This window comes from Vibrio sp. ECSMB14106, assembly GCF_000972265.1.
In the GTDB taxonomy this organism is placed as follows: Bacteria; Pseudomonadota; Gammaproteobacteria; order Enterobacterales; family Vibrionaceae; genus Vibrio; species Vibrio kanaloae.
The window spans coordinates 1-15,222 of record NZ_LAUM01000025.1 but is presented as its reverse complement, the minus strand read 5'-3'; the positions used below and the strand labels follow the sequence as shown (position 1 = coordinate 15,222).

Here is a 15,222-nt window from a genome sequence, read left to right as displayed (position 1 = left end):
CTTACTTTGAGTATATCGGTGCCTGATCCCTTTGCAATGATTAGTCTCAATTAACTCAATAGAGTTTGAGCTACGACAACCCCTGCAAACAATAAGTTAGTGACCAGGGAGCATTTCACAATAACGGGCATCATTGGTGCAATCTGAGCTGGTTTATCGGTTTTCCATACGGCTTTACCATGCTTGTAAACAACAATGATACTGAACAAGAATGGCAGGCTAATCCAAACGGGTTTCTCCTGAATCAGTAGGTATAGCGCGAAAGATGCAAGGGCGAAACCAAGTAACAAGAAATGGTAGTGCTTGGCTTTGCGCTGCCCTAAGCGAACGGCCATAGTGCGCTTACCACATTCGCTATCGTTTTCGATATCACGCATGTTGTTGATATTGAGAACTGCCACTGCCATTAACCCACAACCTAAAGCGGGAAGAAATAGGCTAGGCTCAACGTGGCCAGTATGCAAGAAGTACGTTCCAGACACGCCTAGCAATCCAAAAAAGATAAACACTGATAAGTCGCCAAGGCCGATATAACCATAGGGCTTGTTACCAACTGTGTATGCAATAGCAGCCGCAATCGCCAGAACACCAAGAGCGATGAACGACAAGATACTCTCAATCGAGCTTAGTGCATAAAAAATAAGAACCAACCCAGCTATTACCGTAAATACGATGTTGAGGATGATAGCTTGCTTCATGGTCTTCGCGTTGACTGTACCAGACTGCATCGCGCGTATTGGGCCTAAACGCTTCTCGTTGTCGGTGCCTTTGACGGCATCGCCATAGTCGTTGGCTAGGTTCGATAGAATCTGTAATAGAGTGGCGGTTAAAAAAGCCAGCAGCGCTATCGATAAAGAAAAATGATTGCTAGCGAACGCCAAACTACTTCCTGTAAGAATGGAGACGAGTGCGAGAGGCAGAGTTTTTGGTCGCGCGGCATCAAGCCAGATCAGTAAAGATTGTTTCATCGTAAGTCTATTTTCATTGTAAGTGCACTTTTGTCGTTAGTACGCTAGTGGTAGGTATATCGTGTCATACTGTAATTCGAGTATACGCCCATTTTTTAGGTAATAAAAAGCCCACTTTATAGTGGGCCTTGAATTCGTCTATTAGCTGCTATTTCTTTGAGATAGAGCAATAAGTTGGAGTTTAATGTGCTACAGAATGAAGCGGCTTAGATCTTCGTCTTCCACGAACTCACCTAACTTTGATGTTACGTAAGCTTCGTCAATCACTAGCTTGCTGCCGGCTCTGTCCGTTGCGTCGAATGAAATCTCATCCATTAAGCGCTCCATTACTGTGTGTAGACGACGTGCTCCGATGTTTTCAGTGGTTTCGTTCACACGCCATGCTGCGTCTGCAATTTGGTTGATGCCATCTTCAGTGAATTCAATGCTGACGTCTTCTGTTTTCATTAGAGCAATGTATTGCTCTGTTAGAGACGCTTTTGGCTCAGTCAGGATACGTTTAAAGTCGTTCGCTGATAGTGCTTCCAGCTCTACGCGGATTGGCAAACGACCTTGCAGTTCAGGAATTAAATCTGATGGCTTCGATACTTGAAATGCACCAGACGTGATAAACAGGATGTGATCAGTTTTAACCATACCGTGCTTGGTTGAAACTGTGCTGCCTTCGATAAGAGGCAGTAGATCACGTTGAACACCTTCACGAGATACATCTGGGCCTGAACTGTCGCCACGCTTACAAATTTTGTCGATCTCATCGATGAATACGATACCGTTGTTTTCAGCGTTGAAGATCGCATTCTCTTTTAGCTCTTCTTGGTTCACAAGCTTAGCGGCTTCTTCTTCAGTTAGTGCTTTGAATGCATCCTTGATTTTAATCTTGCGCTTTTTCTTGGTGTCGCCAGCTAGGTTTTGGAACATACCTTGTAACTGGTTTGTCATCTCTTCCATGCCAGGAGGAGCCATGATTTCAACACCCATCTGTGGTGCTGCGACATCAATTTCAATCTCTTTGTCATCCATCTTACCTTCGCGCAGTTTTTTGCGGAAAATCTGGCGAGTATTCGAAGACGTTGTGTCTTCAGTTGATTGCTCGTTCTGGCCCCAAGCATCACGAGCAGGCGGCAGAAGAGCATCAAGAATACGTTCTTCGGCTTGCTCTTCAGCGCGGTATTGCACTTTTTCCATCGCTTGTTGATGTGTCATCTTGATCGCAACATCGGTTAGATCGCGGATGATGGTTTCAACTTCTTTACCAACATAACCCACTTCGGTGAATTTGGTTGCTTCCACTTTGATGAAAGGCGCGTTCGCGAGTTTTGCTAGACGACGAGCTATTTCAGTTTTACCCACACCCGTTGGGCCAATCATCAGGATGTTTTTTGGCGAAACTTCAACACGCAGGCTTTCTTCAAGCTGCATACGACGCCAGCGGTTACGTAATGCAATGGCTACTGAACGCTTAGCGTTATCTTGACCAATAATGTGGCGATTGAGTTCATGAACGATTTCGCGAGGAGTCATCTCAGACATGGTTTTTCCTTAATTCTTTAATCACTGTTGAATACAACATTATGGATAGAGGAGGTCGTTATTCTGGTTTTGGCAGTTCAACGGTGCTATCTAGCTCTTCAACAGTGTGTTGATGGTTGGTGAAGACACAGATATCGCCAGCAATGCTCAGCGACTTTTCTGCGATTTCACGTGCATCTAAATCAGTATTTTCTAGTAGGGCAGTTGCCGCTGCTTGAGCGAAGTTACCACCTGAGCCAATCGCAATCAGGTCATTCTCAGGTTGAACGACGTCACCATTACCAGTGATGATCAGTGAAGCGGTTTCATCCGCTACGGCAAGCAGTGCTTCTAATTTACGTAGAGCACGGTCGCTACGCCAATCCTTTGCCAGCTCAACGGCCGCTTTGGTTAGGTGACCTTGGTGCATTTGCAGTTTGCTTTCAAATTTTTCGAATAGCGTGAAAGCATCAGCCGTACCGCCAGCGAAACCTGCCAGTACTTTGTTGTTGTATAGGCGACGTACTTTGCGGGCATTGCCCTTCATTACTGTATTGCCTAGAGATACTTGTCCATCACCCGCGATGACGACTTTATTATTACGACGTACAGATACTATGGTAGTCACGAGTAGGGCCTCTTTATATTCTTATCCTTGGGTATAAAAAGTATATGAGGATGACACTCGGATAATTCAAGGAACCATGAGTGATGTCGAGCAACTTATCAGTGGAAGTTGTAAGGAAAATTGGTTCAAGGGACTAAATAAAAGAAAACCTCCACAATGGGAGGCTTTCGATGTTTGTCTTTGCTGTCACTCTAGTTGTTACACAACTGCGCTATCGCTTATCACTACTCGGTGTCTTTCCAAATAGCACAAGGTTCTATTTTTGCGCGTTGTAGTTTGTGGCGATCTCGTTCGGCATCACGCTTAAATTTGTAAGGTCCTAGAACCACACGGTACCAGCTACTGCCATCTTTCTTGCGGATCTCACTCGAGATACCTTGGAAGGCAATGTCCAACTTACGTGTTTCTGCCTGTGCTGAGGTTTTGTAAGCGCCACATTGCATGATGTAAGGGATCTTCGAGATCTGTTGCTCTTTGGCTTTAATTTCAATCTCGCGACTTGGCAGCGTTTCGACGTAGTCCCATTTCTCTGTTGGAGGAGGCGGAATTACTTTTGCTGGCTTAGGTTTTGACTTGTTCACCACAGGAGCTGGCGCTGGTGGCTCAGGATCATTACTTAATAAGTAAAGACCGTAACCAAAACCACCAGCAAGGAGGATCGCCAAAAGACCACTGCGCCAAGGTTTACGGCGAGGGGCTTGTTTGTTGGTCGTTTTTTTTGTGCCACGACCGCGCTTTACATAATCTCTATTAGCCACAAGACAATTCAATAGTTGATAGTTCTGCTCTCATGGTAATCCAGATTGCGTGAGGATAATAGTGCAGAAATTGAAGCGGCACATCAAAATGTGCCGCAGGTTTGTTTGGGTATTTACCTTGCCTAAATTCGAGGTGGCGCTGTACTGCCACGAACCACGAGTTTAGCTTCAAGTAGGCGTGAACCTGTTTGAACATCGTTACCTTTAAGTAGGTCGAGCATCATCAGCATCGCTTGGCGTCCGATTTCGTAACGAGGCTGAGAAATGGTCGTTAGTGGTGGATCGCAGTATTGAGCGAATTGGATGTCATCAAAACCAACAATGGAGAGATCTTGAGGAACACGTAAACCTAATTTTTTTGCTTCTTGAATAGCGCCAATTGCCATTGAATCGTTATGACAGAAAATTGCGGTTGGTTGTTCCGGTAGTGCTAATAATTGACGAACGGCTTTTGTTCCAGCTTCAAAGGTAAAATCACCAACAGTACTGTAAGCTGGGTTCATTGATACACCAGCCCGGCGCAATGCCTGTTGGTAGCCTTGCTGGCGGAATTTACATAGAGTGGCGGAGGTTGGGCCGGATATTTGTGCGATGCGCTTATGACCTAACTGAGCTAGGTAGTTGACGGCTTCAAATGCAGACGTCAAGTTATCGATGTGTACCGTTGGCAACTCAAGTTCAGGTGCAAACTCACATGCCATCACCATAGGTGGTAAGTTCTTCTGTTCAGATTTACTGACATCAAATGGGTGGTCGGTGCCAAGCAGTAGCATGCCATCAGCCTGTTTGGTGAACACCAAGTTTACGAATGATGATTCACGTTTCTTCTGTTGACCACTGTCGCCAAGCAGAACTAGGTAATCATTTTCTACAGCTGCATCTTCGATACCACGAATGATTTCGGCGAAATAAGGGTCACAGATATCAGGAACGATAGTAATGATGGTTTTTGATTCGTTGCGACGTAAGTTTCGAGCTAATGTGTTGGGTGAGTATCCAGCTTCAAGTACTGCTGCCTCTACTCGTTTGCGAGTAGAAACTGAGACTTTCTCTGGGGTCATCAATGCACGTGATACCGTTGCGGTTGAGACGCCTGCTAGCTGGGCAACATCCTTCATTGTCGCCATAAATTAAACCCTCTTTAAGTTCCTTTATTGCCTAAGTATCTAAGGCGTGAATAATTAGTACAATCAAATAGACATAATGAAAGTGTTGCTAACACTTTTTTTATTGCAATATTCTATTTGTTTCATCCGTGTAAAGTTACGGCTAGATTAACAAAAATCACATGACTAGTGTGATGTTGCTCACGAGAAATATGAAATATTTGTGAACAAACTTATCATTAGTTTTAACCCAGGTGGGTTTAGCTTAAATCTTGCGGCTCAATATCGAGTGACCAACGAACTTTTTTCGCAGCGGGTAACATATTAATTGCCGGCTTCGCACTCATTAATAGCTTCTGCATCAATGAGCGAGTTTGGGTTTGCAAGATCAGTTGCCAGCGAGATTTGCCTGCACGTTTGGCTAATGGTGCAGGCGTTGGTCCTAACACCATGCAATATTGGTCAAACAATGGATGTGACTCCAGTGTATGACGAACTTGACGTAAGAAATCTTCCACTAAGCGCGTGTCGTTCGCTTCTGCTCTAAACAGAGTCATAAAGGTGTAAGGCGGCAACATCGCCTGTTTACGTTCGGCTAAGGCCGTCTGAGCGAAGTGGTTATAGTCTTTGTGCAGCAATGCTTGTAACAGACCATGTTCTGGATGGTGCGTTTGTAAGATCACTTCGCCGGGTTTACTGGCACGGCCTGCGCGCCCGGCGACTTGGATAAAGAGCTGAGCAAGGCGTTCAGGCGCTCGGAAGTCACTGCTATATAAAGAGCCATCCACATCCAATAACGCCACAAGTGTCACGTCAGGGAAGTGGTGACCTTTAGCCAGCATCTGGGTACCAATAAGAATTTGGTATTCACCCTTACGAATCGACTCTAATGCGCTTTCTAAGCTACCCTTACGACGGGTGCTGTCGCGGTCAATACGAATGGTTTTATATTCTGGAAAGAGTTGACCAAGTTGTGCTTCGAGCTGTTCGGTACCGACACCCACTGTCACTAAATTCGCTGAACCGCAGCCTTGGCAATGGTGAACGATATGGTGTTGTGAACCACAGTGGTGGCAACGCATTTCATTGCTGTATTGGTGATATGTGTAGTAAGCATCACAGCGCTTACACTCGGCAGTCCAACCACAGTCGTGACACATCAATGCCGGAGAGAACCCGCGTCGGTTGAGGAACAACATCACTTGGTTGCCCGCTTTCAGGTGTCTTTGCATCTCAGCAATTAACGACGCAGACAAACCGCTTTCCAGATATTCGCCTTTCACATCCAACACTTTATTAGTGGTCGGCAATGCGACACCTGCACGTGAGGTAAGGGTAAGGTAGCTGTATTTGCCTATCTGAGCGTTGTGCAGTGTTTCAAAAGCCGGAGTTGCTGACCCAAGAACGACCGGAACCTGCGCTTTATGAGCGCGCATAATGGCGACATCACGTGCGTGGTAGCGCAGGCTGTCTTGCTGTTTATAGGAGGCGTCATGTTCTTCATCGACAATGATAATGCCTAAATCAGCGAAAGGCGTGAATAGAGCCGAGCGCGTACCTATCACGATGCCTGCAATATTGTCGCGTGCCGAGAGCCACGCATTCAGTCGCTCTGAATCGTTTAAGCCAGAGTGGATAACCTCAACAGGCACATTAAAGCGTCGCTTAAAGCGGTTAATGGTTTGAGGGGTGAGGCCAATTTCAGGCACCAAAACTAGTGCCTGTTTACCCTGGTCAAGAATCGGCTTGATCATATTCAGATAGACTTCTGTCTTACCTGAGCCGGTAACGCCCTCTAATAGAAAGCAGCCAAAGTTGGTCTGGCTATTGACTGTTGCGATTGCGATGGCTTGCTCTGCATTGAGTTTTGGCTTGTCTTGTTCGTTTTCGAGTTCAACTGGCCATGGTTTGCGCTGCGGTTTTTTCTCTACCGATTCAATCCAACCTTTCTCTTCCAGTGTCTTAAGTACTGCGCTACCCACTTCCTCATCAATGAATTCTTGATGAGGAACCGCGCCATTTTCAAGCATATGCATCACTTTGGCTTGTTTGACGGCGCGACCAAAGCCTTGCATCAGTTGATCTCTGCCTGATGGTGTTAACTGCCACTCAACCAGCGTCGCGAAGTCGGCGGCTTTACCTTTTCTTAGGGCGCTCGGAAGGGCGTTAGCAAAGGTTTCGCCAAGAGGGTACTGATAAAACTGACTACACCACATTAACAGTGAATAGACAGATTCCGGCCAAACAGGCTGATTGTCTAATAAGGCTTTAATTGGTTTGAGTTTGTCTAGCTCGAATTCAGATTCGTTAACCAGAGCTGTGACAATACCGGTTAAGGTTTGGCGTCCAAAAGGCACAGAAACTCGTCCACCAATAATCGGAAAGAGGTGGTTAGGAATCTTGTAATCGAACTGCTTGTCGAGTGGAACAGGCAGGGCCACACGGGCAATCATTGGACGCATAAAGTGACGGCTTTACTGAGTTGAGGAGAGCGAACAGTCTAAATGATAAGGCGGTTAAATTCGAGGAGCAGTTTAGGTGAAAGAGGTGAGTTAACGAATGAAGGTCACTAGAGCTCTTGAATTTCAACCAACATGCCAGTTAACAAAAGAAATAAAGACACTATTGGCGAAAAATGTATCAAATCGGTTGATCCTGTCTTATAGATTCATTACTATACTGCGCCTTAAAGGTATGGCTTCGTCACTTTTTTGTACGGATGCGGTGTCTTTATTTCTTTTTTTAAACTACGTGTGGTGTGCGGCTTAGAATCGTATAGCGACACGGCCTACTTGAGGTTATCCCATGAAAGCTGGAATCCACCCAGAATACAAAGCAGTAACAGCAACTTGTTCTTGCGGCAACACATTCGAATTCAACTCTACTCTAGGTAAAGATGGCATTCACCTAGATGTATGTGACAAATGTCACCCATTCTACACAGGTAAGCAACGTATCGTAGATACAGGCGGCCGTGTAGATCGCTTTAACAAGCGTTTCGGTGCTCTTTCTAGCAAGAAGTAATTCTCGCTATTTAGACATGAAAAAGGACACTTAGGTGTCCTTTTTTGTTGCCTATAATTTGAGTAAATGATGGATACTGCTCTGCTTTTTAGCTATTTAATAGGTAGGCAATTAATATAAATGATAGGTAGTTGATCCGAATTTTTCCACAATGGTCGTTCCGCTACTTCTATTTAGAAATTCGCTTGAAAGTTCAACAGACAATAGTAATTTCAACTGCTCACTGGTCTTATTAGTAGTTAAATCTCGTTTTTTAATGAGACAGAGGCTTTAACTACCTAGGAACTTTGAAGTACATCCATTAACATGAACAAGACCCCCAAATAATAATAACCTAGGAACCTACACCTATGTCTGAAGACAGCCGACAAGACCAATCCTCTCAAGAGTTATCGCCTCAAGAACAATTTCGTCAGCAAGCTCTTGATTATCATGAGCTCCCAATTCCAGGCAAAATTGCCGTAGAACTGACAAAGCCTGCAGATTCTGCAGAAGATCTAGCACTAGCATACAGCCCTGGTGTGGCTGAACCTGTTCGCGAAATCGCACAAAACGTCGATAACGTTTATAAATACACGGGTAAAGGCAACATGGTTGCAGTTATCTCTAACGGTACGGCGATTCTTGGTCTTGGAAATCTTGGCCCTATTGCTTCTAAACCGGTAATGGAAGGTAAAGCGTTACTGTTTAAGCGCTTTGCAGGTTTAGATTCTATCGATATTGAAGTAAAACACCGCACAATCGATGAGTTTGTAGATACCGTTGCCAATATCGCAGATACATTCGGTGGTATTAACCTAGAAGACATCAAAGCACCAGATTGTTTTGAGATTGAACGTCGCCTGATTGAACGTTGTGATGTACCAGTATTCCACGATGACCAACACGGTACTGCGATTGTAACAGCAGCTGGTATGCTGAACGCAATTGAACTTCAAGGTAAGAAACTCGAAGAATGTAAGATCGTTTGTTTAGGTGCAGGCGCAGCAGCGGTTGCTTGTATGGAACTGCTGATTAAGTGTGGCGCCCAGCGTGAGAAGATCTACATGCTGGACCGTAAAGGGGTAATCCACACTCGTCGTGATGACCTTAATGAGTACAAAGAACTATTCGCAAACAACACTGACAAACGTACTCTTGAAGATGTTATCGAAGATGCGGATCTATTCTTGGGTGTGTCTGGCCCTAACTTGCTACCAGCTGAAGCATTAACACTAATGGCTGATAAGCCGATTGTGTTTGCATGTTCAAACCCTGATCCAGAAATCAAACCAGATCTTGCTCATGAAGTTCGAAAAGACCTTATTATGGGTACGGGCCGTAGTGATTACCCGAACCAAGTTAACAACGTACTTTGTTTCCCATTCATTTTCCGTGGTGCGTTAGATGTGCGTGCGAGCGAAATTAATGATGAGATGAAACTGGCGGCGGTTCATGCTATTCGTGAACTGGCGAAAGAAGAAGTGCCAGCAGAAGTATTAGCGGCAGCAGGTGAGACGGCGCTGGAGTTTGGTAAGGGCTATATCATTCCTAAGCCAATGGACCCGCGTCTGCTTCCTCGAGTAGCAAAAGCGGTAGCGGAAGCGGCCGTTGAATCTGGCGTTGCGCGTATTGATATGCCAGCTAACTATATGGCGTAATAGCCCGCTGTGGTGGATTCTCTGTAGCGGTTTCGCTATGGGCAAGAATAATAAAAACCGACTCATCAGGAGTCGGTTTTTTTATATCTATTACTCACAGCCCACTCGCAAGCAGTATAGTGAGTGATGTTATGAATAGGGGCCGCTATAGCGAATCAGTATTAAAGGCGGTACTGAGTTGTTTTTATTATTCGTCAAACGCTTCGAATTCGATCCCCATCTCTGTCATCAGTCTTTTTACTTCAGTAGGGATATCGTCTGGACGGTCTTTACGGAGATCTTCATCCGTTGGTAGTGGTTGGCCTGTGTACGCATGTAGAAAGGCTTCGCACAGTAGCTCACTGTTTGTTGCATGGCGCAGGTTATTAATCTGGCGGCGAGTACGCTCGTCAGTGAGAACCTTTAACACTTTTAGAGGGATAGAAACTGTAATTTTCTTTACTTGTTCGCTTTTCTTTCCATGCTCAGCATATGGGCTTATGTATTCACCATTCCAGTCGGCCATTGCGTACCTTCATCACTTTAGTTGTTAGAATAAATTAATAGTGGTGATTTTAGCGGGATTTACTGCCATAAGCAAAGACATATGGACGTCTAGAAGTATTGACGTCTCACGTTTATGAAAGTAAAGTGAATTACATATATCTAACACAGCCGAAAAATGCCGACAAGCAGCTGTGATTCTCAGACGCAAAACTTGTAAGGAAGCACCTATGAGCAGCCGGAAGCCAGCAACAATTGCAGTACGTACTGGTATCGAGTCAGACACGCAACACCATGCCGTTGTCCCACCTATTTACCTTTCGACTAATTATGGTTTTCCCGCTTTTGGTGAAGTGCCAAAGTACGATTACACTCGTTCTGGTAACCCCAATCGAGGTTTATTAGAGACGGCACTGTTTGAGCTTGAATCGGGTAAAGGTGCGGTAGTCACTAACTGTGGTACCTCAGCGCTAAACTTATGGGTTTCTGCTTTCTTAGGCGGCGATGATCTTATTATCGCACCACACGACTGCTACGGCGGTACTTACCGTCTGTTTAACACTCGCTCACTGAAAGGTGACTTCAAAGTTCTGTTTGTTGATCAATCGGATCAATCGGCACTGGATGCGGCGATTGCGCTTAAGCCAAAGTTGATCTTAATCGAAACACCATCGAATCCATTGGTTCGCGTGGTTGATATTGCAGAAACTTGCCGCAAAGCGAAAGAGGTTGGTGCTCTGGTTGCTGTCGACAACACGTTTTTGACACCTGTGTTCCAAAAGCCTTTAGAGCTGGGTGCTGATTTTGTTATCCACTCAACCACTAAATACATCAATGGACACTCAGATGTTATTGGTGGCGTTGTGGTCACTAAGACAGAAGAGCACGCTGAAGAGCTAGCATGGTGGGGCAACTGTATTGGTGCGACCGGCACACCATTTGATAGCTACATGACTTTACGTGGTATTCGTACGCTAGGTGCGCGTATGCGAGTTCACGAAGAAAGCTCACGTGAGATTCTGGCGTCTCTGCAGCAACAAGATCTCGTCGGCACTATTTACCACCCAAGCCTTCCTGAACATCCGGGTCATGAGATCGCGAAGAAACAGCAATCGGGCTTTGGCTCAATGCTCAGCTTTGAGTTTGCGGGCTCATTCGAGGCGCTTAAATACTTTGTTGATAAGTTAGAGCTGTTTTCTTTGGCGGAATCGCTGGGCGGTGTTGAAAGCTTGATTTGTCACCCTGCGTCGATGACTCACCGCGCGATGGGTGAAGAAGCATTAGCAGAAGCGGGTGTTTCTCAGCAACTACTGCGTCTATCTGTTGGCCTTGAAGATGCAGAAGACCTAATCGATGACCTCAAGCAAGCATTTGAAAAAACACAGCGCTTTATTGCTGAAGGGGAGGGGTAATAATGGCAACCTTTCGCCAGCTACATAAATTTGGTGGCAGCAGTTTAGCGAATCCTGAATGTTACCAACGCGTGGTTAACATCCTTAGAGAATACTCATCAGCAACTGATTTAGTCGTTGTATCGGCAGCGGGTAAAACAACCAACCGTTTGATTGAGTTTGTTGAAGCGCTCGATAAAGATGGCCGTATTGCCCATGAATGCCTACAAACCCTTCGTCAGTTCCAGCTTGAGCTGATTGAAGCGCTGCTTGAAGGTGAAGCCGCTTCGCAACTAACGGCAACCATTCAACAAGAGTTTACCGCTTTGGGTGAGCTCACCGCTCCCTTGAGCGAAGCGCAAAAAGCACAAGTGTTAGGACACGGTGAGGTTTGGTCTTCGCGTCTGTTAGCTGCTTTGTTGTGCCAGCATGACTTACAAGCAGTTGCTCAAGATGCGCGTGCTTTTTTACGTGCAGAAGTGGGCGCTCAGCCTGAAGTCGACCGCGCACGTTCTTACCCTCTGATTAAAGAAGCTCTGGCGCAACATGCACATTGCCGCGTGGTGATTACGGGCTTTATGGCTCAGAACTGCGAGGGTGAAACGGTATTGCTTGGTCGGAATGGTTCGGATTACTCAGCTACCGTGATTGGCGCGTTGGCTGAAGTTGAACGTGTGACGATTTGGAGTGATGTGGCAGGCGTATACAGCGCTGACCCTCGTCTGGTTTCAGATGCGTGTCTATTGCCTCTGCTTCGCCTTGATGAAGCCAGTGAGTTAGCTCGTCTGGCGGCGCCAGTGCTTCACAGCCGAACGCTACAGCCGGTGGCTCAAAGTGCTATGGATTTAAATTTACGCTGCAGCTATCAGCCAGAAGCTGGCTCCACACAGATTGAGCGTGTACTGGCATCTGGTCGTGGTGCAAAAATCATTACCTCTTTGGATGACGTTCTTATCGTGCAACTGACGTTTGGTCACGGCCATGATTTCGACCGTCTCGAGAGTGAAGTGCTTGAAGGGCTTAAGCGCGCTCAACTAGAGCCGCTTGCTTATGAACTTGAACCAGATCAACACTGCTTGCGCCTTGCTTACACCGAAGAGATTGCTGGTGGCGCTCTAGAATATCTACAAGACCACGCGATTGAAGCTGAGATTAAGCTTAAAGAGGGTTTCTCTCTGATCGCGGCGGTTGGCGCGGGTGTGACTAAGAACCCGAACCATTGCTACGGTTTCTACCAACAACTCAAGAGCTCTCCGGTTGAGTTCATCTCAGAAGCGAACTCAGGCTTGAGCTTAGTGGCTGTAATTCGTAAGAGTGAAACATCAAGCCTAGTGAAAGGTATTCACTCTCAGCTTTTCCAAGCGCAGAAGCGTGTTGCGATTGCTTTATGTGGCAAAGGCAATATCGGTTCAAGCTGGTTAAGCCTGTTTGCAGAGCAAAAAGCGGAACTTGAAAAGCGTCGTGGAATGAACTTTGAATTGGTTGCGGTGGTTGATAGCCAAACCTATTGGTTCGACGATCGAGGTATTGATGCGACTTCGGTAGGTAAGTGCTTTGATGACGAAGCGATTGCCAATAATGGTAACGACTGGTTAGAGCGTTTGGGTTCTATTCAAGGTTATGACGAAGCGGTTGTTCTCGATGTTACTGCGAGCCCGGTACTTGCAGCAAAATATCTGCAAATCGCACAGCAAGGTATCCACCTGATCTCGGCGAACAAGGTCGCAGGTTCTGCATCAAGTGAGTATTACCATCAAGTCAAAGATGCTTTCGCTAAGATCAGTCGTCATTGGTTGTACAACGCGACGGTTGGTGCTGGCTTACCGATTAACCACACGGTACGTGACCTGCGTGAAAGTGGCGATGACATTATTGCGTTGTCAGGTATCTTTTCGGGCACACTGTCTTGGTTGTTCCAACAGTTCGATGGCACAGTACCATTTAGCGAGTTGGTTGACTTAGCATGGCAACAAGGCCTCACAGAACCGGATCCTCGTGCGGATCTAGATGGGTCAGATGTGATGCGTAAGTTGGTCATTCTGGCGCGTGAATCGGGTTTAGACATTGAACCTGAAAACGTAAAAGTGGAATCACTGGTGCCAGCAGAACTGCAAGACCTGTCGGTGGATGACTTCTTTGATAAGGCCTCTGTGCTGAGCGAAGAGTTGGCTGAGCGCTTAGAGAAAGCACATTCTCAACAAAAGGTTCTGCGTTACGTAGCGCGTTTAGAGAAGAATGGTAAGGCAACCGTAGGCGTTGAAGCTCTATCTAGAGAACACGCTCTAGCGAACTTGCTGCCTTGCGATAACATCTTTGCGATTGAGAGCAAATGGTACAAAGATAATCCATTGGTTATTCGTGGCCCAGGTGCGGGCCGTGAAGTAACAGCGGGCGCAATTCAATCTGACCTGAACAGAATGTCTAGCCTGTTCTGATACTCAGATCGGTTGGTTTAGTGTCTAAATAGCATACTATCCACTAAGATAGATAAGGCTGAAAGCACGATGTGTTTTTCAGCCTTTTTTCAGCCTTTTTTCTACCTTATTTCTGCTTTGCGACCCATATAACGACTTGAGTTTTACTCACGATCTACTTGAAAAAAATTCATAATCGATCTGTTGACATTAAATCGTATTCAATACATTCTACAGACATATAGACGTCTAAACGTCGTTTAAGGATTTGAGTTTTTAGTGGTTGCTTTTGCCACAGGGAGAGTAAGATGGGATACACACACGCAGGCCATATCGACGCTTTAAATCAGAATATCGCAGAGCTTTCTGACAACATTAATGTGTCATTTGAATTTTTTCCACCAAGCAGTGAGAAGATGGAAGAGACCCTGTGGAACTCTGTTCACCGTCTTAAAACACTTCAACCAAAATTTGTATCGGTAACCTATGGTGCAAACTCGGGTGAACGTGATCGTACCCACTCAATCATTAAAGAGATCAAAAACCAAACGGGTCTAGTAGCAGCGCCACACCTAACGTGCATTGATGCTAGCCGCGAAGAACTTATTCAAATCGCCGACGATTACTGGGCGAATGGTATCGAGAGCATTGTTGCTCTACGTGGTGACATTCCAGCAGGTGGCGGCGCGCCAGAGATGTACGCATCTGATTTGGTTGAGCTGCTTAAATCGCGCCATGATTTTGATATCTCAGTCGCGGCATTTCCAGAAGTTCACCCTGAAGCAAAAAGCGCTCAATCTGATCTTATTAATCTAAAACGTAAAGTAGATGCAGGTGCTAACCGTGCCATCACTCAGTTCTTCTTCGATGTAGAAAGCTACCTACGCTTTCGTGATCGCTGTGTGGCGGCGGGCGTTGATGTTGAGATAGTACCGGGTATCTTGCCAGTTTCTAACTTCAAGCAAGCGTCTCGCTTTGCTGCAATGAACAACGTTAAAGTGCCGGGCTGGATGGCGAAGCAATTTGAAGGCTTGGACGATGATCCAACGACTCGTCAGTTAGTTGGTGCTAGCCAAGCAATTGATATGGTCCGCACCCTGAGCCGTGAAGGTGTGAAAGACTTCCACTTCTATACACTAAACCGTGCAGAAATGACCTACGCACTTTGCCATACGCTAGGTGTTCGTCCACAAGTGGCTACGCTGTAGTTGAAGCTCTTGATAAAATGCCATCGGCGATAGAATCTCAAATCCTATAGATACAAAAAAGGCTTGGACTCTAAGAGTTCAAGCCTTTTACTT

12 protein-coding genes are annotated in these 15,222 nt (G+C 45.8%); 5 read left to right on the top strand and 7 right to left on the bottom strand.

The genetic code is table 11. The features are described from left to right. Window positions 1-50 precede the first annotated feature (50 nt). The 6 genes from WR49_RS15945 to priA all read right to left on the bottom strand — a co-directional run bounded on the left by WR49_RS15945 (window position 51) and on the right by priA (window position 7,431). Complete coding sequence (locus tag WR49_RS15945) at window positions 51-968, bottom strand: 1,4-dihydroxy-2-naphthoate polyprenyltransferase (protein WP_029626911.1); 918 nt, start codon at window positions 966-968, stop codon at window positions 51-53. Window positions 969-1,157: 189 nt separating this feature from the next. Next, a complete protein-coding gene (gene hslU, locus WR49_RS15940) occupies window positions 1,158-2,498 on the bottom strand; it encodes an HslU--HslV peptidase ATPase subunit (RefSeq protein WP_017055860.1) in 1,341 nt (446 codons plus the stop codon). A gap of 58 nt (window positions 2,499-2,556) precedes the next feature. Next, window positions 2,557-3,105 (bottom strand): ATP-dependent protease subunit HslV, encoded by a 549-nt coding sequence (gene hslV, locus WR49_RS15935; RefSeq protein ID WP_017055859.1) that lies wholly within the window; start codon window positions 3,103-3,105, stop codon window positions 2,557-2,559. Window positions 3,106-3,329: 224 nt separating this feature from the next. After that, window positions 3,330-3,863, bottom strand: coding sequence for a cell division protein FtsN (gene ftsN / locus WR49_RS15930; protein WP_017055858.1), 534 nt, complete (start codon window positions 3,861-3,863; stop codon window positions 3,330-3,332). Window positions 3,864-3,985: 122 nt separating this feature from the next. Next, a complete protein-coding gene (cytR, locus tag WR49_RS15925) occupies window positions 3,986-4,990 on the bottom strand; it encodes a DNA-binding transcriptional regulator CytR (protein WP_017055857.1) in 1,005 nt (334 codons plus the stop codon). 239 nt (window positions 4,991-5,229) lie between these two features. Then, window positions 5,230-7,431, bottom strand: coding sequence for a primosomal protein N' (priA, locus tag WR49_RS15920; RefSeq protein WP_046224667.1), 2,202 nt, complete (start codon window positions 7,429-7,431; stop codon window positions 5,230-5,232). A gap of 343 nt (window positions 7,432-7,774) precedes the next feature. Between priA and rpmE the strand changes: the two genes are divergently transcribed. Both rpmE and WR49_RS15910 read left to right on the top strand, forming a co-directional pair. Beyond that, window positions 7,775-7,993 carry a 50S ribosomal protein L31 gene (gene rpmE, locus WR49_RS15915; RefSeq protein ID WP_017055855.1) on the top strand — a complete coding sequence of 73 codons (219 nt, stop codon included), beginning with the start codon at window positions 7,775-7,777 and terminating at the stop codon, window positions 7,991-7,993. A gap of 350 nt (window positions 7,994-8,343) precedes the next feature. Beyond that, window positions 8,344-9,633 (top strand): malic enzyme-like NAD(P)-binding protein, encoded by a 1,290-nt coding sequence (locus tag WR49_RS15910; protein ID WP_046224666.1) that lies wholly within the window; start codon window positions 8,344-8,346, stop codon window positions 9,631-9,633. A gap of 187 nt (window positions 9,634-9,820) precedes the next feature. On the opposite strand, the gene metJ is transcribed toward WR49_RS15910, so the two are convergent. Beyond that, complete coding sequence (gene metJ, locus WR49_RS15905; protein WP_017055853.1) at window positions 9,821-10,138, bottom strand: met regulon transcriptional regulator MetJ; 318 nt, start codon at window positions 10,136-10,138, stop codon at window positions 9,821-9,823. 208 nt (window positions 10,139-10,346) lie between these two features. Here metJ and WR49_RS15900 point away from each other — a divergent pair, with 208 nt between their 5' ends. The 3 genes from WR49_RS15900 to metF all read left to right on the top strand — a co-directional run bounded on the left by WR49_RS15900 (window position 10,347) and on the right by metF (window position 15,129). Then, on the top strand, window positions 10,347-11,528 hold the full coding sequence (locus tag WR49_RS15900; protein ID WP_046224665.1) for an O-succinylhomoserine (thiol)-lyase: 1,182 nt from the start codon (window positions 10,347-10,349) through the stop codon (window positions 11,526-11,528). Between the two features lie 2 nt (window positions 11,529-11,530). Then, window positions 11,531-13,942: a bifunctional aspartate kinase/homoserine dehydrogenase II gene (locus WR49_RS15895; RefSeq protein ID WP_046224664.1), complete on the top strand. Its 2,412-nt coding sequence runs from the start codon at window positions 11,531-11,533 to the stop codon at window positions 13,940-13,942. A 287-nt stretch (window positions 13,943-14,229) separates the two neighbouring features. Then, window positions 14,230-15,129 carry a methylenetetrahydrofolate reductase gene (metF, locus tag WR49_RS15890; protein WP_046224663.1) on the top strand — a complete coding sequence of 300 codons (900 nt, stop codon included), beginning with the start codon at window positions 14,230-14,232 and terminating at the stop codon, window positions 15,127-15,129. The last annotated feature ends 93 nt before the right edge of the window (window positions 15,130-15,222 follow it).

Bases quoted from the DNA above. Each gene is read 5' to 3' on its own strand.
- cytR (WP_017055857.1), bottom strand. From the start codon at position 4,990: ATGGCGACAATGAAGGATGTTGCCCAGCTAGCAGGCGTCTCAACCGCA.
- WR49_RS15895 (WP_046224664.1), top strand. From the start codon at position 11,531: ATGGCAACCTTTCGCCAGCTACATAAATTTGGTGGCAGCAGTTTAGCG.
- rpmE (WP_017055855.1), top strand. From the start codon at position 7,775: ATGAAAGCTGGAATCCACCCAGAATACAAAGCAGTAACAGCAACTTGT.
- priA (WP_046224667.1), bottom strand. From the start codon at position 7,431: ATGCGTCCAATGATTGCCCGTGTGGCCCTGCCTGTTCCACTCGACAAG.
- WR49_RS15945 (WP_029626911.1), bottom strand. From the start codon at position 968: ATGAAACAATCTTTACTGATCTGGCTTGATGCCGCGCGACCAAAAACT.
- metF (WP_046224663.1), top strand. From the start codon at position 14,230: ATGGGATACACACACGCAGGCCATATCGACGCTTTAAATCAGAATATC.
- hslU (WP_017055860.1), bottom strand. From the start codon at position 2,498: ATGTCTGAGATGACTCCTCGCGAAATCGTTCATGAACTCAATCGCCAC.
- metJ (WP_017055853.1), bottom strand. From the start codon at position 10,138: ATGGCCGACTGGAATGGTGAATACATAAGCCCATATGCTGAGCATGGA.
- WR49_RS15910 (WP_046224666.1), top strand. From the start codon at position 8,344: ATGTCTGAAGACAGCCGACAAGACCAATCCTCTCAAGAGTTATCGCCT.
- WR49_RS15900 (WP_046224665.1), top strand. From the start codon at position 10,347: ATGAGCAGCCGGAAGCCAGCAACAATTGCAGTACGTACTGGTATCGAG.